Source organism: Clavibacter michiganensis, from assembly GCF_021216655.1.
Lineage (GTDB): Bacteria > Actinomycetota > Actinomycetes > Actinomycetales > Microbacteriaceae > Clavibacter > Clavibacter michiganensis.
This window is the reverse complement of record NZ_CP080437.1, coordinates 248001-265936: the sequence shown is the minus strand read 5'-3', so window position 1 is coordinate 265936 and position 17936 is coordinate 248001. Positions and strand designations below refer to the sequence as shown.

Annotated in this window: 17 protein-coding genes; 3 read left to right on the top strand and 14 right to left on the bottom strand. The window is 71.9% G+C overall.

The window, feature by feature from the left end; genetic code table 11:
- The first annotated feature begins 73 nt into the window (after positions 1-73).
- The gene (locus K0V08_RS01190; RefSeq protein ID WP_012037789.1) at positions 74-328 is read left to right on the top strand and encodes a DUF6458 family protein; all 255 of its coding nucleotides are present in this window, start codon (positions 74-76) and stop codon (positions 326-328) included.
- Positions 329-405: 77 nt separating this feature from the next.
- Here K0V08_RS01190 and K0V08_RS01185 read toward each other — a convergent pair whose 3' ends face one another.
- Positions 406-1947 carry an MFS transporter gene (locus K0V08_RS01185; protein ID WP_079532424.1) on the bottom strand — a complete coding sequence of 514 codons (1542 nt, stop codon included), beginning with the start codon at positions 1945-1947 and terminating at the stop codon, positions 406-408.
- A gap of 121 nt (positions 1948-2068) precedes the next feature.
- On the opposite strand from K0V08_RS01185, the gene K0V08_RS01180 reads away from it, so the two are divergent.
- Positions 2069-2686, top strand: coding sequence for a TetR/AcrR family transcriptional regulator (locus K0V08_RS01180; protein WP_079532423.1), 618 nt, complete (start codon positions 2069-2071; stop codon positions 2684-2686).
- A 78-nt stretch (positions 2687-2764) separates the two neighbouring features.
- Here the strand turns inward: K0V08_RS01180 and serA are convergent, their stop codons facing one another.
- Entirely contained in the window at positions 2765-4354 is a 1590-nt protein-coding gene (gene serA / locus K0V08_RS01175; RefSeq protein ID WP_012037786.1) for a phosphoglycerate dehydrogenase, read from the bottom strand.
- A gap of 65 nt (positions 4355-4419) precedes the next feature.
- On the opposite strand from serA, the gene K0V08_RS01170 reads away from it, so the two are divergent.
- Complete coding sequence (locus K0V08_RS01170) at positions 4420-4821, top strand: DoxX family protein (RefSeq protein WP_012037785.1); 402 nt, start codon at positions 4420-4422, stop codon at positions 4819-4821.
- Positions 4822-4830: 9 nt separating this feature from the next.
- Here K0V08_RS01170 and K0V08_RS01165 read toward each other — a convergent pair whose 3' ends face one another.
- The 12 genes from K0V08_RS01165 to K0V08_RS01110 form a co-directional block, all read right to left on the bottom strand.
- Positions 4831-5199: a hypothetical protein gene (locus K0V08_RS01165; RefSeq protein ID WP_012037784.1), complete on the bottom strand. Its 369-nt coding sequence runs from the start codon at positions 5197-5199 to the stop codon at positions 4831-4833.
- Entirely contained in the window at positions 5196-5729 is a 534-nt protein-coding gene (locus K0V08_RS01160; RefSeq protein ID WP_079532422.1) for a hypothetical protein, read from the bottom strand. The genes K0V08_RS01165 and K0V08_RS01160 overlap by 4 nt, the downstream gene beginning before the upstream one ends.
- A gap of 134 nt (positions 5730-5863) precedes the next feature.
- Positions 5864-6889 carry a ketol-acid reductoisomerase gene (ilvC, locus tag K0V08_RS01155; RefSeq protein ID WP_012298794.1) on the bottom strand — a complete coding sequence of 342 codons (1026 nt, stop codon included), beginning with the start codon at positions 6887-6889 and terminating at the stop codon, positions 5864-5866.
- Positions 6890-7057: 168 nt separating this feature from the next.
- Positions 7058-7567, bottom strand: coding sequence for an acetolactate synthase small subunit (gene ilvN / locus K0V08_RS01150; RefSeq protein ID WP_012037781.1), 510 nt, complete (start codon positions 7565-7567; stop codon positions 7058-7060).
- Positions 7564-9399, bottom strand: a complete 1836-nt coding sequence (locus K0V08_RS01145) for an acetolactate synthase large subunit (protein WP_172401791.1) — start codon at positions 9397-9399, stop codon at positions 7564-7566. The genes ilvN and K0V08_RS01145 overlap by 4 nt, the downstream gene beginning before the upstream one ends.
- Positions 9400-9443: 44 nt before the next feature.
- On the bottom strand, positions 9444-11138 hold the full coding sequence (gene ilvD, locus K0V08_RS01140) for a dihydroxy-acid dehydratase (protein ID WP_012037779.1): 1695 nt from the start codon (positions 11136-11138) through the stop codon (positions 9444-9446).
- Positions 11139-11203: 65 nt separating this feature from the next.
- Positions 11204-11776, bottom strand: coding sequence for a monovalent cation/H(+) antiporter subunit G (mnhG, locus tag K0V08_RS01135; protein ID WP_012037778.1), 573 nt, complete (start codon positions 11774-11776; stop codon positions 11204-11206).
- Positions 11773-12048: an MrpF/PhaF family protein gene (locus K0V08_RS01130; protein WP_012037777.1), complete on the bottom strand. Its 276-nt coding sequence runs from the start codon at positions 12046-12048 to the stop codon at positions 11773-11775. Before K0V08_RS01130 ends, mnhG begins: the two co-directional genes overlap by 4 nt.
- Positions 12045-12719: a Na+/H+ antiporter subunit E gene (locus tag K0V08_RS01125; RefSeq protein WP_012037776.1), complete on the bottom strand. Its 675-nt coding sequence runs from the start codon at positions 12717-12719 to the stop codon at positions 12045-12047. The genes K0V08_RS01130 and K0V08_RS01125 overlap by 4 nt, the downstream gene beginning before the upstream one ends.
- Positions 12716-14308, bottom strand: coding sequence for a Na+/H+ antiporter subunit D (locus K0V08_RS01120; RefSeq protein WP_079532421.1), 1593 nt, complete (start codon positions 14306-14308; stop codon positions 12716-12718). The genes K0V08_RS01125 and K0V08_RS01120 overlap by 4 nt, the downstream gene beginning before the upstream one ends.
- Entirely contained in the window at positions 14305-14865 is a 561-nt protein-coding gene (locus K0V08_RS01115) for a Na(+)/H(+) antiporter subunit C (RefSeq protein WP_012037774.1), read from the bottom strand. The genes K0V08_RS01120 and K0V08_RS01115 overlap by 4 nt, the downstream gene beginning before the upstream one ends.
- Positions 14862-17870 carry a Na+/H+ antiporter subunit A gene (locus K0V08_RS01110; RefSeq protein WP_086503491.1) on the bottom strand — a complete coding sequence of 1003 codons (3009 nt, stop codon included), beginning with the start codon at positions 17868-17870 and terminating at the stop codon, positions 14862-14864. The genes K0V08_RS01115 and K0V08_RS01110 overlap by 4 nt, the downstream gene beginning before the upstream one ends.
- Positions 17871-17936: the final 66 nt, after the last annotated feature.

Here is a 17936-nt window from a genome sequence, read left to right as displayed (position 1 = left end):
TGTCCGTCGCGGGGCACCGGCGCTACTTTGAAGGCGTCCGACTACCCGGCGGGCACGACCCAAGGAGCACCGCATGAGCATCGGCCTCGGAATCTTCCTCGTGGTCGTCGGCGCGATACTCGCGTTCGCCGTCGACCTCACCGTCCCGGGCGTCGACCTCCAGCTCGTCGGCTACATCCTCATGGGCGGCGGCGCGCTGGTCATCATCATCGGCGTCGCGCTCCTCGCCCGCCGCCGCACGGCCGTCAGCGAGACGCGCACGCGCATCGACCCCGCGACCGGTCAGCGCATCACGCGCAGCGAGCGCTCCGACGACAACGTCGTCTGATCCGCTCCCCCCGCGCTCATCGGGCCCGTCACCTCGCGAGGTGACGGGCCCGACGCATGTGACGGGTCGGGTCGGGTTCAGTCGTGCGAGCTGGCGCGGCGGAGGCTCGTGAGCGAGATGACGATCGCGCCGACCATGAGCAGGGCGCCGATGATCGAGGTGGTCACCACGCCGCCGTCGAAGGCCGCGTGCGCCGACTCCAGCAGCGCCGATCCCACGTCGGCCGGCACGCGCTCGGCGACCGACACCGCTCCCCCGAGCGTCTCCCGGGCCGCGGAGGCGTCCCCCTCCGAGAGGCCGGCGGGGAGGACGAGCCCGGTGCGGTAGCTGGCCGTGAGGATGCTGCCGAGCACGGCCGTGCCGAGCACCGCGCCCACCTCGTACGCAGTCTCCGACACCGCGGACGCCGCCCCCGCCTTCGCCGGCGGGACGGCCGCGATGATCAGGTCGTTGGAGATGGTCTGCGACGCGCCGATGCCCGCGCCCAGCAGGCAGAACGCGAAGACCAGCAGCCCGACGGATGCGCCCTTGCCCGTGACCGCGAGGACCACGTAGGCGACGGCCGAGAACGCCAGCGCGATCGCGACCACGCGCGACGGGCGGGCCCGCGCCACGATCGGCACGATCACGAGCCCCGAGACGATGACGACCACGGATCCGGGGATGAGCGCGAAGCCCGCCGCCAGCGGGTCGAGGCCCGCGACGAGCTGCAGGTGCTGCGTCACGAAGAAGAGGAAGCCGACGAGCGAGACGACGCTCAGCAGGTTGACGAGCACCGCGCCCGTGAAGACCGGCTCGCGGAACAGCGCGACGTCGAGCATCGGGTTCCGGGCGCGCGACATGCGACGCACGAAGAGGATGCCGGCGACCACGCCCACGACGGGGGCGGCGATCGCGAGAGGCGTGACGCCCTCGGTGGCGAACGTCTTGATGGCGTAGACGATGGGCGCGACGGTCGCGAGCGACAGCAGGATGGCGACCCCGTCGATCGGGCCCGGCGCCGGGTCCTTCGACTCGGGGACGAGCACGGGTGTGAGGATCAGCAGCGGCAGCAGCACGGGCACCGCGACGAGGAAGACGGATCCCCACCAGAAGTGCTCGAGCAGCACGCCGCCGACGAGCGGGCCGAGCGCGGATCCGCCGGAGAAGCCCGACGCCCAGATGGCGATCGCGAGGCGGCGCTGCTTCCGGTCGGTGAAGATCGAGCGGAGGAGCGACAGCGTGGACGGCATGAGCATCGCGCCGAAGAAGCCGAGGGCGGCGCGTGCGGCGATGAGCTGCGAGGCGTCGGTGGCGAAGGCGGCGAGGGCCGAGACGACGCCGAAGCCGGCCGCGCCGATCATGAGCAGGCGCCGGCGGCCGTAGCGGTCGCCCATGTTGCCCATCGCGACGAGGAGCCCGGCGAGCACGAGCGGGTAGGCGTCGATGATCCAGAGCTGCGCCGCGCCCGACGGCTCGAGGTCGCGCGCGATGGACGGCATCGCGAAGCTCAGCACCGTGTTGTCGATGGAGACGAGCAGCACCGGGAGCATCAGCACGACGAGCGCGGCCCACTGGCGTCGCCCGGCGCGGCCGGTGGCGGCGATCACGGGGACGGATGCGGTGCGGGGCGTGGACATGACGGTGCTTCCTGACGTCGGGAGGCGACGGCGCGAATGGCGCGGACGGGGCCGCGAGCGCGACCGGGATCACTGTACCGTCCGGTCGGTACAGCGGGCAACCCGCCGCTACGCTGGATCCATGCCCGCCTCATCGCCCGACGACCCCGCGCCCGCGCCCGACGGCGCACCCGACCCGGCGGCGTCCTCCCCCGGCACCGCGCGCGACCGCATCCTCGACGCCTTCGAGGAGCTGCTCGTGCAGCAGGGCGAGCGCGGCACGACGCTCGAGTCCGTCGCCGCGGCGGCCGGCGTCTCCAAGGGCGGGCTGCTCTACCACTTCGGCGGCAAGGAGGCGCTCGTCGACGGGCTGCTCGCGCGCATGTCCGCGCTGGCGCAGGCGGACGTCGCGCGGCTCCGGGCGGCCGAGCGCGGTCCGGTGGACCTGTGGATCCGCAGCTCGCTGTCCACGGCCACGCCGTTCGACCGCGCCTACGTCGCGACCTCCCGCCTCGCGCAGGGCAACCACCCGCGCGCCCGCGACACGCTCACGCACCTGCAGGACGAGTGGGCCGCCGTCATCCTCGAGGCCGTGGGCGACCCGGCCGTCGCGCGCGCCGTGCTCCTCATCGGCGACGGCCTGTACTACAACAGCGCGCTCCAGCCGTGGCTCGGCGGATCCGCGCCCGCCGACTCCGCGCTCGACGAGCTCATCCGCGTGGTCGATGACCTCGTGCGGCTCCGCTCGACGCGCGGCTGAGGCGGCCGATCGGCCCCGGACGCGCCGCGAGGGCGGCCGACGCAGCAGCCGCCCTCGCGGTGGTCGATCCGACGGGGATCAGTCGGCGATGTCGATCTCGCGCAGCGACGTGGCCTGGATGGCCTGCCGCACGTTCTCGAGCACGCCGTCCGGCACGGGCGAGTCGACGCTGAGCACGCTGAGCGCCCGGCCGCCGGCCTCCTGGCGGGCGATCTGCATGCCGGCGATGTTGACCTCGGCGTCGCCGAACTCCTTGCCGTAGACCGCGACGATGCCGGGGCGGTCCTCGTACTTCATGACGATGAGGTGGCGGCTGAACGGCACCTCGACGTCGTAGCCGTCGATCTCGACGAGCTTCTCGATCTGCTTCGTGCCCGTGAGAGTGCCCGACACCGACACCTGCGTGCCGTCGGACAGCGCGCCGCGGATGCTCAGCACGTTGCGGTACTCCTCCGAGACGGCGTCCGTGATGAGGCGCACCTCGAGCCCGCGCTGCTCGGCGAGCAGCGGCGCGTTGACGTAGGAGACGTTCTCGCTCACGACGTTGGTGAAGACGCCCTTGAGCGCCGCGAGCTTCAGCACGCTGACGTCGTATCCGGCGAGCTCGCCGCGCACGACCACGTCGATGCTCGTGAGCGCCTCGTGGGCGAGCCCCGAGAACACCTGGCCGAGCTTCTCCATGAGCGGGATGCCGGGGCGCACGTACGGGTCGATGACCCCGCCCGCGACGTTCACGGCGTCCGGCACGAGCTCGCCGCCGAGCGCGAGGCGCACGCTCCTTGCGACCGAGACGCCCGCCTTCTCCTGGGCCTCGTCCGTGGAGGCGCCGAGGTGCGGCGTGACGATGATGTTGTCGAGATCCAGCAGCGGGGATCCGGTGGGCGGCTCGCTGACGAACACGTCGAGGCCGGCGCCGGCGATGCGCTTCGACTTGAGCGCCGTGTAGAGCGCGTCCTCGTCGATGATCCCGCCGCGGCTGGCGTTGACGATGCGCAGGGACGGCTTCGCGAGCGCGAACTGCTCGGTGCCGATGAGGCCCGTGGTGTCCGGCGTCTTGGGGATGTGGATGGTGATGAAGTCGGAGACGCGCATCAGCTCGTCGAGCGGGAGGAGCTGCACGCCGAGCTGCTGCGCGCGAGCCGGCGTGACGTAGGGGTCGTACGCGACGAGCGTGGCGCCGAAGCCCGCGAGGCGCTGCGCGACGAGCGTGCCGATGCGTCCGAGGCCGACGATGCCGATGGTCTTCTCGTAGAGCTCCACTCCCGTGAAGGACGAGCGCTTCCAGAGGCCCTGCTTGAGCGACGCGCTCGCGTCCGGGATGAACCGGGCGAGCGAGAGGATGTGGCCGATCGCGAGCTCGGCGGCCGAGATGACGTTCGAGGTCGGCGCGTTCACGACCATGATGCCCGCGGTGGTCGCGGCCTTGATGTCGACGTTGTCGAGGCCGACGCCCGCGCGGGCGACCACCTGCAGGCGCGGGGCCGCGGCGATGGCCTCCGCGTCGATCTTCGTCGCGGAGCGGACGAGCACGGCGTCCGCCTCCGCGAGGGCCGCGAGCAGGGCCGGGCGGTCGGTGCCGTCGACGGATCGGACGTCGAAGTCGGGCCCCAGGGCGTCGACGGTGGCGGGCGAGAGTTCTTCGGCGATGAGCACGACGGGCTTGGTCAATTCAGGCGGTCCTTCGGGCGGGGGCGGCTGGGACCCTCACATGCTAGTGGCCCCAGAATGGGCGGATGAGCGATGAGACGTGGGCTGCGATCCAGCTCGCCGTGCGGATCCTGCTGGCCCTCGTCTTCGTCGGGATGGGCGTCAACCACTTCGTGCCGAGGGCCGCCACGGCGATGGCGGCGATCATCCCGCCCTCGTTCCGGCGGCCCGGCGTGCCCTCCCCGCTGGTGCTGGTGTGGTTCACGGGGCTCTGCGAGATCGCGGGCGGGATCGGCCTGCTGATCGAGCCCGTGCGCCTCGCCGCCGGCGTCGCGCTGGCGGTCTTCCTGGTCGCGGTCTTCCCGGCGAACGCGTTCGCGGCCCGGCACCCGGAGCGCTTCGGCCGCATCGCGATCCCGCTGGTGCCGCGCCTCGTGGCGCAGGTGGTGCTGATCGCCCTCGTGCTGTTCGCCGGCTGGCCGCTCTAGCCGCCGACGCTAGAGGAGCGGCAGCAGGGCCGCGAGGCCGACCGTGAGCGCGCTCGCGGCGGCGAGGCCCGCGAGCATGACGAGGACGCGCGCGGCGACGGGGCGTCCGCGCGTGGCGAGCGCCGCGAGGACGAACGCGACGACCGGCACGAGGATCGCGCCGACGAGCGTCGCGAGGGTGCCGGGTCGGAGGGAGCCGCCGAACGCCGTCGCGATGTCGCGGAAGGCCGTGTACTGGTCGACGGCCTGCCACACGAGGATCCCGTGGGCGACCGCGCCGAGGATCCCCACGACCCAGCCGGCGCGCGTGGGCCGGCCGCGGCGCGTCCGCGCGGCGGCTGTCGCGGTCACGCCGCCGGGCGCCTGCTCGGCGCTCATCGCGTCACCAGCCAGGGCCAGGGGAAGAGGACGACGGCGCCCGCGGCCAGCGCGAGCATGCGGCGGCCGACGCGCATGCCGCGCAGGGCGGCGACCACGGCGGCCACCCACAGCGGCGGCGCGAGCACCGTGAGGGCCTCGGTCGCCTGCGCGACGCCGACCTGGAAGGCGGATCCGGCGCTCGACGGGTTGTCGCGGACGACGAAGAACCAGGCGATGGCCTCGAGCACCGCGACGGCGCCGAAGAAGGCGAGCCCCACCACCTCGGGCGAGGCGTCGGGCGCGGCGACGGCGTCGTCGTCCATCGCGAGGGCGTGCGGCTCGTCGGATCCGGCTGTCGCGGATCCGGACGCGGCGGCCCGGCGCGCGGCCGTCGCCCCGAGGGCCGACGTGCGGCCCGTGGCGGCCGAGGGGTCGGCGTCGGGGCGGCGGCGCGGCACCGCGCGCTGCGGCTCGGGCGAGCGGGCGAGCGTGGGATCCGCCTCCTCGCCGGCCCAGCTGAGGGCGTCGTCGTCGGGGGTGCGGGGCATCCCCCGATGGTACGTGCTCCGATCCGGACGCCCGCCGCACGCTCCTCGGTCCGGGGACAGCCCCGGCCCGAGGACGCACGGACGCCCGGTCGCGCGAGGCGACCGGGCGTCCGGTGGTGCGGGTGGGGCGACGGCTAGCGGGCGACCGAGCCGTCCGTGTAGTCGTCGTCGGCCTTGTTCCACGCGAAGAGCTTGCGCAGCTCGCGGCCGGTGGACTCGATCGGGTGCTCCTCGCCCTTCTTGCGGAGCTCGAGGAACTCGGGCGCGCCGGCGTCCTGGTCCTTGATGAAGCGGTCGGCGAACGCGCCGGACTGGATGTCCGCGAGGACGGCCTTCATGTTCTCCTTGACGTCCGGCGAGATGACGCGCGGGCCAGAGACGTAGTCGCCGTACTCCGCCGTGTCGGAGATGCTCCAGCGCTGCTTCGCGATGCCGCCCTCCCACATGAGGTCGACGATGAGCTTGAGCTCGTGCAGCACCTCGAAATACGCGATCTGCGGCTGGTAGCCCGCCTCGATCAGCGTCTCGAAGCCGTACTGGACCAGCTGCGAGGTGCCGCCGCAGAGCACGGCCTGCTCGCCGAAGAGGTCGGTCTCGGTCTCCTCGGTGAAGGTGGTGCGGATGCCGCCGGCGCGGAGGCCGCCGATGCCCTTGGCGTACGACCACGCGAGGTCCCACGCCTTGCCCGACGCGTCGACCTCGACGGCGACGATGACGGGGACGCCGCGGCCGGCCTCGAATTCGCGACGCACGGTGTGGCCGGGGCCCTTGGGGGCGACGAGGACGACGTCGACGCCCTCGGGCGCCTCGATGTAGCCGAAGCGGATGTTGAAGCCGTGCGCGAAGACGAGCGTCTTGCCCTCGGTGAGGTTGTCGCGGACGCTGTCGGCGTAGAGGCCGCGCTGGTGCTGGTCGGGCGCGAGGATGACGATGACGTCGGCCCACGCGGACGCGTCGGACGGGGTCTTCACCGTGAAGCCCTGCTCCTCCGCCTTCGCGCGGCTGGTCGAGCCCTCCTTGAGGCCGATGACGACCTCGACGCCGGAGTCGCGGAGGTTCAGCGCGTGCGCGTGGCCCTGCGAGCCGTAGCCGATGACGGCGACCTTGCGACCCTGGATGAGCGAGAGGTCGGCGTCCTTGTCGTAGACGATGTCAGTCACGTGATGGATCTCCTTGTTCTGTCGTCCCCGCGAGGGGCGATGGGCGGTCGTGCCTGGCTGCTCCGCGCTCGGGCGGGGCGTGGTCGTGCGGGCGGGTACGTGCGTGGGTGGCGGGCGCGATGCGCGGGGAGCCTAGCGGCTGCGTCCCTCGGACCGCCGGGGTCGGCGCTAGGCGGTGCGGAAGACGCGGTCGGTGATGGACTTGGATCCGCGCCCCATGGCGAGGAGACCCGACTGCGCGAGCTCCTTGATGCCGAAGGGCTCGAGCACGCGGAGGAGCGCCTGCACCTTGCCCGAGTCGCCCGTGACCTCGATGATCAGCGCGTCGGTGGCCACGTCGACCACGCGGGCGCGGAAGAGGTTCACGGCCTCGAGCACCTGCGAGCGGGTCGTGTTGTCGACGCGCACCTTCACGAGCAGGTGCTCGCGCTCGACCGCCTGCCCGGGGTCGAGCTCCACGATCTTGATGACGTTGATCAGCTTGTTCAGCTGCTTCGTCACCTGCTCGAGTGGCAGGGCCTCGACGTCCACGACGACCGTGATGCGCGAGAGGCCCTCGATCTCGCTCGCGCCGACCGCGAGGGACTCGATGTTGAAGCCGCGGCGGGCGAACAGCCCCGCGACGCGGGTGAGGAGTCCGGGCTTGTCCTCCACGAGGAGGCTCAGGATGTGGCTCACTTCTCGGTCCTGCCTGTCTCCGCGAGGTCGTCGTCCCAGTCCGGCGCGTGGTCCCTGGCGTACTGCACGGCGCTGTTGCTGAGGCCCTGCGGCACCATAGGCCACACCATCGCGTCGCGACTGACCACGAAGTCGATGACGACGGGGCGGTCGTTGGTCGCGAGCGCCAGGCGGATCGCGTCGTCCACCTCCTCCGGCTTCGTCACGCGGATCCCGAGGGCGCCGTACGCGTCGGCCATCTTCACGAAGTCGGGCACCATGCGGGTGCCTCCGCCCGTGTTGAGGTCGGTGTTCGAGTAGCGGCCCTCGTAGAACAGGGTCTGCCACTGGCGCACCATGCCGAGCGACGAGTTGTTGATGATCGCGACCTTGATCGGGATGTCGTTGATCGTGCAGGTGGCGAGCTCCTGGTTGGTCATCTGGAAGCAGCCGTCGCCGTCGATGGCCCACACGTGCCGGTCCGGCTGTGCGACCTTGGCGCCCATCGCGGCGGGCACCGAGTAGCCCATGGTGCCGGCGCCGCCGGAGTTGAGCCACGAGTTGGGGCGCTCGTACTTGATGAACTGCGCGGCCCACATCTGGTGCTGTCCGACGCCGGAGGCGAAGACGCCCTCCGGGCCGGTGATCTCGCCGATGCGCTGGATGACGTACTGCGGAGCGAGCTGTCCGTCGGCGGGCTCGGTGTAGCCGAGCGGGAACTCCTCGCGGAGGCCGTCGAGGTAGGTCCACCAGTCGGCGATGTCCTGCTCGACCTGGGACGCGGCCGTGGCCTCGCGGAACGCGACCACGAGGTCGGCGATGACGTCCTTCGCGTCGCCCACGATCGGGACGTCGGCGATGCGGATCTTGGAGATCTCGGCCGGGTCGACGTCCACGTGCACGACCTTGGCGTTCGGCGCGAACAGCGACGCCTTTCCGGTGACCCGGTCGTCGAAGCGCGCGCCGAGCGAGACGAGCAGGTCGGACTCCTGCAGCGCGAGGACCGCGGGGACCGTGCCGTGCATCCCGGGCATGCCGAGCTGCTGCGGGTGGGAGTCGGGGAACGCGCCGCGCGCCATGAGCGTCGTGACGACGGGGGCGCCGACCGCCTCGGCCAGCGCGAGCAGCTCCTCGTGCGCCTTCGCGCGGATCACGCCGCCGCCGACGTAGAGGACGGGCTTCTTCGCCTCGACGAGCAGCTGCGCGGCGGCCTGGATCTGCTTGCCGTGCGCCTTGACGACGGGGCGGTAGCCGGGCAGGTCGATCTTCGGCGGCCAGTGGAACGGCGCCTCGAGCTGCTGCGCGTCCTTGGTGATGTCGACGAGCACCGGACCCGGGCGACCCGTGGAGGCGATGTGGTACGCCGACGCGATGGTCGACGGGATGTCCTCGGGCCGCGTCACCAGGAAGCTGTGCTTCGTGATGGGCATCGTGATGCCCACGATGTCGGCCTCCTGGAAGGCGTCGGTGCCCATGAGGGTCGAGAAGACCTGGCCCGTGATGGCGAGGAGCGGCACCGAGTCCATGTAGGCGTCCGCGATTGCGGTGACGAGGTTCGTGGCACCGGGGCCGGAGGTGGCGATGCAGACGCCGGTGCGTCCGCTCGAGGACGCGTAGCCCTCGGCGGCGTGGCCGGCGCCCTGCTCGTGGCGGACGAGGATGTGGCGCAGCTTCGTCGAGTCCATGAGCGGGTCGTAGGTGGGGAGGATGGCGCCGCCGGGGAGGCCGAAGATGTCGTCGACCCCGAGGAGCTCGAGCGTGCGGACGACGGCCTCGGCGCCCGTGAGGATCTCGTCGCCCTGGTGGGCGGTCGGCGCCTGCGGCGTGGGGGGCGGGGTGGGCAGAGCTGGCATGTGTGCGCGATTCCTGGCAGAGGGAGCGGAAGGTGAGGAGGGGGTCATCCCGTGATCGCGCCCTCGGCGGCCGAGTGCACGAGCTTGGCGTACTTGGCGAGGACCCCGCGCGTGTAGCGCGGCGGGAGAGGTGCCCACCCCTCACGGCGGGCGGCGAGCTCGGCCTCGTCGACCAGTAGGTCGAGCGTGCGAGCGGCGATGTCGACACGGATCCGGTCTCCATCGCGCACGAAGGCGACGGGACCTGCGTCCACCGCTTCGGGAGCCATGTGGCCGATGCACAGTCCGGTTGTGCCGCCTGAGAATCGACCGTCCGTCAAGAGTAGTACATCCTTGCCGAGGCCGGCTCCCTTGATGGCGCCCGTGATGGCGAGCATCTCGCGCATGCCGGGGCCGCCCTTGGGGCCCTCGTAGCGGATGACGATGACGTCGCCCTTCGAGATGAGTCCCTCGGTGAGCGCGTCCATCGCGGCGCGCTCGCGCTCGAAGACGCGGGCGGGGCCCTCGAACACGTCGAGGTCGAAGCCGGCCGTCTTCACGACCGCGCCCTCGGGGGCGAGGGAGCCGTGCAGGACGCTGATGCCGCCGGTGGCGTGGATCGGGTCGTCCATCTTCCGGATGACCGTGCCGTCGAGCTCCGCGAGGTCCATCGCCTCGAGGTTCTCGCGCATGGTGCGGCCGGTGACGGTCATGACGTCGCCGTGCAGGAGGCCCGCGTCGAGCAGGGCCTTCATGACGACGGGGACGCCGCCGACGCGGTCGACGTCGTTCATGACGAAGCGGCCGAACGGCTTGAGGTCACCGAGGTGCGGCACGCGGTCGGCGATGCGGTTGAAGTCGGACAGCTGCAGGTCGACCTCGGCCTCGCGCGCGATGGCGAGGAGGTGGAGGACCGCGTTGGTGGATCCGCCGAACGCCATGACCACGGAGATGGCGTTCTCGAACGCCTCCTTCGTCATGATGTCGCGCGCGGTGATGCCCTCCGCGATGAGGTTGACGACGGCCTCGCCCGACCGGTGCGCGAAGTAGTCGCGGCGGCGGTCGGCGCTCGGCGGGGCGGCGGATCCGGGGAGGCTCATGCCGAGGGCCTCGGCCACGCTCGCCATGGTGTTCGCTGTGTACATGCCGCCGCATGCGCCCTCGCCCGGGCAGATGGCCTTCTCGATGCGGGTCAGGTCCTCCTGGCTCATCGTGCCGGCCTTGCAGGCGCCGACCGCCTCGAAGGCGTCGATGATGGTGACCTCCTTCTCGGTGCCGTCCGAGAGCTTGACCCAGCCGGGGGCGATGGATCCCGCGTAGAGGAACACCGAGGAGAGGTCGAGGCGGGCCGCGGCCATGAGCATGCCGGGGAGCGACTTGTCGCAGCCGGCCAGGAGCACGGATCCGTCGAGGCGCTCGGCCATCATGACGGTCTCGACGCTGTCGGCGATGACCTCGCGCGAGACGAGCGAGAAGTGCATGCCCTCGTGGCCCATCGAGATGCCGTCGCTGACGGAGATGGTGCCGAACTGGAGCGGGTAGCCGCCGCCCGCGTGCACGCCCTCCTTGGCGCCCTGCGCGAGGCGGTCGAGGCTGAGGTTGCAGGGGGTGATCTCGCTCCAGGAGCTCGCGACGCCGATCTGGGGCTTCGCCCAGTCCTCGTCGCCCATCCCGACGGCGCGGAGCATGCCGCGTGCTGCGGTGGCCTCGATCCCGTCGGTGACGTCGCGGCTCCGGGGCTTCATGTCGATCTCAGGCATGGCATGAGTTTATGTCCTGCCGTGGAGCAGTCCCGGCGCCTGGGGGCGGGCGCACCCGGGTGTCGTCAGCCGAAGCCCGGGGGCAGGCGGCCCGCGCCCGCGTCGCCGTCGTGGCCCGGGTCGGCGGGCGTCGGCGCGGCCACGGGCGACTCCGCGTCGCGCGGCCCGGCGCCGCCCGCGACGTGGCCGGCCTCCTCGGCGGCGATGTTCTCGGCGGATCCCACGGGGAGCGTGGACGCGTCCACCTCGTCGGCGGCGCGCAGCTCGTCGTGCGCCCGGTCGATCGCCTCCTCGAGCTCGTCGACGAGGAGGTCCTCGCGCAGGAAGTGGCGGAGGCGGTAGCCCGCGCGGCCGACCATGTGCGCGGAGATCGGCGCCGTGAGCATCTGGAAGAGGAGCACGGGGACGAGCATCACGGCCGTGCTGAGGCTCTGCGACTGCAGGGCCAGCGCGAGGAGCACGAGGATCACGCCGAGGATCTGCGGCTTCGTGGCCGCGTGCATGCGGGCGAGGGGATCCGGGAAGCGGAGGAGGCCGACGCCCGCCGCGACGGAGAGCACGCCGCCCAGGATGAGGAGCACGAGGCTCACGACGTCGAGGGCGTCGGCCAGCGGACCGGACGCGAGGATGTCGTTCACGAGGGATCCTGCTTCGAGACGTAGCGGGCGACGGCGACCGTGGCGAGGAACGCGGTCATGGCGAGCACGAGCATCACGGGCACGGTGCGGGTGTGGCCGTTGAAGATCATCTCGGCGCCGAGCACGCAGATGAGCGTGGTGAGCAGCACGTCGGACGCGATGATCCGGTCGAGGATGCTCGGGCCGCGCACGATGCGCACGAGCGCCATGGCGGCGGTCGAGAAGAAGAGGGCGCCGACGACGACCCAGCCGACCTGCATCACGATGCTCATGAGAGCTCCTCCCCCGTGGTCGAGATGAGCCCCGCGTCGAGGTCGCGGTCGCGCACCAGCTCGTGCGCGCGCTGCCTGCGGGTCTGCAGCAGCGGCTCGCGGCCGGACTCGCGCCGCTCGCGGTTGACGCGCCACACGTCGTCGGCGGTGCCGAGGGTGAAGACGATCCGGCTCTCGACCTGCAGCGTCGTCTCCCGCACGCGCTCGACGTCCTCCGGGGTGGAGGTGCCGAGGGCGTGCAGGTACAGGATCGAGCGCTCCCGGTCGGCCTCGACCACGATGGATCCCGGCACGAGCGACACGAGCTCGGCCGTGAGCGTCATGACGAAGTCGCTGCGGGTGTGCAGGTGCACCGCGATGACCGAGTTGACCGGCACGCGGCGCCAGTCGAACGCCATGGCGGCGACCTGGAACGACGCGCGCACGAGGTCGACCGCGAAGTGCCCGAGGAGGATCGCGGCCCAGCGGATGTCGAACCGGCCGGACAGCTCCACGGGCGGCAGGTAGAACACGCGCGTCACGAGGAGCGCCAGCACGATGCCGGTGACCACCGAGATGACGGTGACGTGGCCCCAGAGCAGGAGCCAGAGGATCACGAGCCAGACGAGCAGCGGCAGCTGGACGAGGAGCGACAGCCGCTCCGCGCGGGCCCTGGCGCGACGCGGGGTCATCGGATGCCTCCCGGGAACACGGTCTCGACGTAGCCGAGCTCACCCGAGCCGTTGCCGGATCCGGGGCCGGTGAGGCTCTCGCCCGCGCGCTCGGCGAGGGCGTACACGGGACCCGCGAAGACGGTGAGCGCGACGCTGACGACGACCATGCCGGCCGTCGCGCCCGTCATGAGCACGGGCGTCTTCCGCACGGTGGTCGTCGCCTCGCCGCCCGGCCGCTCGGAGAGCTGGTCGAGCAGGGGCGACTCGTAGTCCTCGACCTCCTCGGCGCCGCGCCAGAACGCCATGTTCCAGACACGCGCGAGGGCGTAGAGGGTGAGCAGGCTCGTGGCCGCGCCCGCCGCGATGACCGCGTAGGTGAGCCAGCCGCCGACCTCGGCGCCCGAGTCGAACAGCGCGACCTTGCCGATGAAGCCCGAGAACGGCGGGATGCCGCCGAGGTTGAGCGCGGGGATGAAGAACAGGATCGCCATGACGGGCGCGGCCTTCAGCAGCCCGCCGAGCTTGTTGATGGAGGTGCTGCCGCCCGTGCGTTCGATGAGCCCGGAGGCGAGGAAGAGCGTCGTCTGCACGACGATGTGGTGGATCACGTAGTAGATGGTCGCCGTCATGCCGGCCACGGTGTTGAGCGCGATGCCGAAGATCATGTAGCCGATGTGGCTCACGAGCGTGAACGAGAGCAGCCTCTTGATGTCCGCCTGCGCCACCGCGCCGAGGATGCCGATCACCATCGTCAGCGCGGCCACGACCATGAGCGCCGTGGAGAGCTGGTCGGTGGGGAACATGACCGTCTCGGTGCGGAGGATCGCGTAGACGCCGACCTTGGTGAGGAGCCCCGCGAAGACCGCGGTCACGGGAGCGGGCGCCGTCGGGTAGGAGTCCGGCAGCCAGAACGACAGCGGGAAGACGGCCGCCTTGATGCCGAACGCGACCAGCAGCATGATGTGCAGGATCAGCTGCACGTCCGGCGGGATCTCGTCGAGCCGCACCGAGATCTGCGCGATGTTGACCGTGCCGAGGGCGCCGTAGATCATCGCGATGGACGCGAGGAACAGCATCGACGAGACGAGGCTGACGACGATGTACGTGACGCCCGCGCGGATCCGCGCCTCGGTGCCGCCGAGCGTGAGCAGCACGTAGCTCGCCACGAGCAGGATCTCGAAGCCGACGTAGAGGTTGAAGAGGTCGCCCGCCACGAACGCGTTGAAGACGCCGGCCGCGAGGATCAGGTAGGTCGGGTTGTAGATGGAGACCGGCGTCTCGCCGTCGCCGTCCTCGAGGCCCTGGCCGATCGAGAACATGAGGACCGCGAGCAGCACGATCGACGAGATCAGCAGCATGAGCGCCGAGAGCCGGTCGACCACGAGCACGATGCCGAACGGCGCGGCCCACCCGCCGACCTCCACGGACTGGCCGCCCTGCTGGTCCACCAGCACGAGCAGCACGCCGCTGATCACGACGACGGCCAGGAGCGCGAGCACGGACACCGCCACCTGGAGGCGGCGCTGGCGCGCGGCGACGAGGGCGGCGGCCGCGCCCAGCAGGGGCACGAGCACGACCAGCGGGATGAGGGTCTGGAAGATCGTCATCGGTCGTCCCCCCTCTCCCTCTCGGCGCGCTGCGTGCGGAAGTCGCGGTCGTCGTCGTCGTCGGCGGAGTCGTCGATGGCTTCTTCCAGGTCGGATCGGTTGTCGCGGAGCTTCCGGGCGGAGGCGATCGCGGCCTCGGCGTTGGTGCCGAACTCGGTGTCGTCGTCGTCGGGGACGGTGGGCTCCTCGCCGAGGCCCGTGCGGGGGCCGCGCATCGCGAGGTCGTCCTCGTCGTCCGTGACCACGTCGGCGTTCGCCAGCCGCCAGGAGCGGTAGATGAGCGCCATGAGGAAGGCCGAGACGCCGAAGGTGATGACGATGGCCGTGAGGATGAGGGCCTGCGGCAGCGGGTCGGCGTACTCCGACGGATCCACTTCGGGATCGTAGATGGGCGCGAGGCCCACGCGGCCGGACATGATCAGGATGAGGATGTTGGTGGCGTTGCCCACCAGCAGGAATCCGAGGAGCACGCGCGTCATGCTGCGCTCGAGCATGAGGTAGATGCCCGTGGCGTACAGCGCGGCCATGATCACGATGAGGGTGACGGAGACGCTCACACGCTCACCCCCTGCTCGGTCTCCATGCCGTCCGCTCCCTGCTCGACCGTCCGGTCGCTCTCCTCCTGGCGGTCGACCTCCGCGCCGAGGCTGCGGAGCACGTCGAGCGTGAGGCCGACGACGACGAGGTAGACGCCGACGTCGAAGAAGGTGCTCGTGACGAACTCCACGTGGCCGACGAAGGGCACCTCGGTGTCGATCCACGTGGAGGTGAGGGCGTCGGCGCCGAAGACGAGGGGGACGATCGCCGTGCCGACCGCGAAGACGAGGCCCGTGCCGAGGACGCGTCCGGCGTCGACCGGGGCCGCGGCGCCGAGCTCGTAGCGGCCGCCCGCGAGGTAGCGCGCCACGAGCGCCATGCCCGCGAGGAGCCCGCCCGCGAATCCGCCGCCCGGCAGGTTGTGGCCGGAGAAGAGCAGGTACACGGACACGACGATGAGGCTGTGGAAGAGGAGCCGGACGACGACCTCGAGGAGGATCGACCGGTTCTGCGGCGCGAGCGTGCGGCCGGCGAGCAGCCAGGGGCTGCGCTCGGTGCGCCGCTCGTCCTTGACCGCGGTCCGCGCCTCCGTGCGCGGACCGCCGACGCCCTGCTCGACCTCGAGCGGCGCCGTCGCGGGCGCGGAGTCGTGGCGTCCCGTCAGCCGCGCGATGAGGCTCCGACGCGACGGCGACGTCAGCCGCGGCAGCGAGTCGGTGCGCCGGTTGAGGAAGATGAGGCTCGCGACGCCGGTGGCCGCGACGATGAGCACCGAGATCTCGCCCATGGTGTCCCAGCCGCGGAGGTCCACCAGCGTGACGTTGACGACGTTGCTGCCGTGGCCCTGCTCGTAGGCGAGGCGGGGGAACTCGAGCGAGATGGGCGACGCGACCCGCGCGCCGAGCGCGACGACCGCGACCGTCGACATGAGGACCGCGACCGCGATGCCGATGGACGCGCGCCAGATCGGGTGCACCGAGCGGTTCCGCTCCCCCAGCCGCACGGGCAGGCGGCGGAGCACGAGGACGAAGGCGACCAGCGTGATCGTCTCGATGAGCACCTGCGTGAGCGCGAGGTCGGGCGCGCCGTGCAGGGCGAAGAGCGCCGCCATGCCGTAGCCCGTGACGCCGACGAGGACGACGGCCTGGAAGCGCTTCCCGGCGCGGGCCGCGGCGATGGCGGCGACGATCATCACGATGCCGATCACGGGCTGCGCGGGGTGGTCGAACGGCACCGCGGTGGTGGGCCACGACCGGTTGAGCGCGAGCGCCGACCCGACCGAGCCGATGAGCACGAGCAGGATCACGCCGAGGTAGAACGGCAGGGATCCGCGCTGGGTCGTGGCCGTGGTGCGCGCGGCGACCCGGTCGATGAGGCGCATCGACGCCCAGTAGATGCGGGCCGCGTCGATCCAGGACGGCACGCGCGACTGCAGCGCGAAGACCCCGTCGCGCAGGCGGAACATGGTGAGGCCCACGACGAGCGTGCCCGCGGAGATGAGGAGCGCGGGCTCGATCCCGTGCCAGAGCGCCAGGTGGTACGTGTGGTCGAGCTCGCCCGCGGCGCCCGCGCTCACGGCCGGCAGTGTGTCGGCGTAGCCGGCGATCCACCCGTCGACGGACGAGGCGAGGAAGCCGAGCACGAGGCCGGTCGCGGCCAGCACGGCCGGCGGCACGAGGAAGTCGAGGTGCTCGTGCACGGGCTGGACCTCGTCCACCCCGCGCTTGGGGGCGAACGCGCCCCACATGAAGCGCGCGCTGTACGCGACCGTGAGGCAGGAGCCGACCGAGACGCCGACGAGCGCGACCCAGCCGAGCCCGCCGCCGAGCTCCGCGTCGGTGAGGAGCGCCGTGAGCACCGCCTCCTTGGCGACGAAGCCGAGGAAGGGCGGGAGCCCGGCCATCGACGCGAGCGCCAGGGCCGCGATGACCGCGAGCACCGGGGCCTTCCGGCCGAGCCCGCTGATCTTGCGCAGGTCGCGCGTGCCGGCGCGGTGGTCCACGACGCCGACCACGAGGAAGAGGGTCGCCTTGAACAGCGCGTGCGCGAGCAGCAGCGCGACGCCCGCGAGCGCCGCGTCCCGCGTGCCGTACCCGACCACGACGGTGAGGAAGCCGAGCTGGCTGACCGTGCCGTACGCGAGGACGAGCTTGAGGTCCATCTGCTTGAGGGCGCGCCAGCCGCCGACGAGCATCGTCGCGACGCCGAGCGAGACGAGAAGCACGCGCCAACCGGGCACGTCGGCGTAGCCGGGCGCGAGGCGGGCGACGAGGTAGATGCCGGCCTTCACCATGGCGGCGGCATGCAGGTACGCGCTCACCGGGGTCGGCGCGGCCATCGCGGCGGGCAGCCAGAAGTGGAAGGGCACGAGGGCCGACTTGGAGAGCGCGCCGAGGAGGATCAGCACGACGGCGACGGGGATGAGCTGGCCCCCGGGGGGATCCGCCACGAGCGCGGCGAGGCTCGTGGTGCCGCCGGCGACCGACAGGATCACGAGGCCGACGAGCATGGCGAGCCCGCCCGCCGTGGTGACGAGGAGCGCCTGCAGCGCGGCGCCGCGGCTCGCCTTCTTGCCCGTGTAGTGCCCGATGAGGAGGTAGGAGAGGACGCTCGTGGCCTCCCAGAAGGTGAAGAGGACGAACACGTCGTCGGCGAGGACGAGGCCGAACATGACGCCCGCGAACGCGACGAGCAGCCCGGCGAACCGGCCGAGCCCCTCCTCGCTGGAGCGGAAGTAGCGGGCGCAGTAGAGGAGCACGAGGGCGCCGACGCCCGTGACGACGAGCGCCAGGAGCCACGACAGCGCGTCCATCCGCATGTCGAGCGTGATGCCGAGCGACGGGATCCACTCCACGCGCTCGACGACCTCGTGGTCGGGGAGGACCGCGGGGGCCTGCGCGACCGTGTAGACGAAGGCGGCGGCCGGCACGAGGGCGGCGACGACGAAGGCGCGCACCCCCATGACGCGGGCGAGGAGCGGGATGGCGACGGAGGCGACCAGGAACACCGCGAGGAGGACGATCACGTGCGGTCTCCTCTCACGAGTCGGCTATTTCCCCAGTCTACCTGAGCCCTACCTGAGAGACCGGGC

What these genes read in the sequence shown, in the direction of transcription:
- K0V08_RS01130 (WP_012037777.1), bottom strand. Translation starts at nt 12,048, where the DNA reads ATGAGCATCGTGATGCAGGTCGGCTGGGTCGTCGTCGGCGCCCTCTTC.
- K0V08_RS01120 (WP_079532421.1), bottom strand. Translation starts at nt 14,308, where the DNA reads ATGACGATCTTCCAGACCCTCATCCCGCTGGTCGTGCTCGTGCCCCTG.
- K0V08_RS01170 (WP_012037785.1), top strand. Translation starts at nt 4,420, where the DNA reads ATGAGCGATGAGACGTGGGCTGCGATCCAGCTCGCCGTGCGGATCCTG.
- K0V08_RS01165 (WP_012037784.1), bottom strand. Translation starts at nt 5,199, where the DNA reads ATGAGCGCCGAGCAGGCGCCCGGCGGCGTGACCGCGACAGCCGCCGCG.
- K0V08_RS01185 (WP_079532424.1), bottom strand. Translation starts at nt 1,947, where the DNA reads ATGTCCACGCCCCGCACCGCATCCGTCCCCGTGATCGCCGCCACCGGC.
- K0V08_RS01190 (WP_012037789.1), top strand. Translation starts at nt 74, where the DNA reads ATGAGCATCGGCCTCGGAATCTTCCTCGTGGTCGTCGGCGCGATACTC.
- K0V08_RS01160 (WP_079532422.1), bottom strand. Translation starts at nt 5,729, where the DNA reads ATGCCCCGCACCCCCGACGACGACGCCCTCAGCTGGGCCGGCGAGGAG.
- K0V08_RS01125 (WP_012037776.1), bottom strand. Translation starts at nt 12,719, where the DNA reads ATGACCCCGCGTCGCGCCAGGGCCCGCGCGGAGCGGCTGTCGCTCCTC.
- K0V08_RS01180 (WP_079532423.1), top strand. Translation starts at nt 2,069, where the DNA reads ATGCCCGCCTCATCGCCCGACGACCCCGCGCCCGCGCCCGACGGCGCA.
- ilvD (WP_012037779.1), bottom strand. Translation starts at nt 11,138, where the DNA reads ATGCCTGAGATCGACATGAAGCCCCGGAGCCGCGACGTCACCGACGGG.
- K0V08_RS01145 (WP_172401791.1), bottom strand. Translation starts at nt 9,399, where the DNA reads ATGCCAGCTCTGCCCACCCCGCCCCCCACGCCGCAGGCGCCGACCGCC.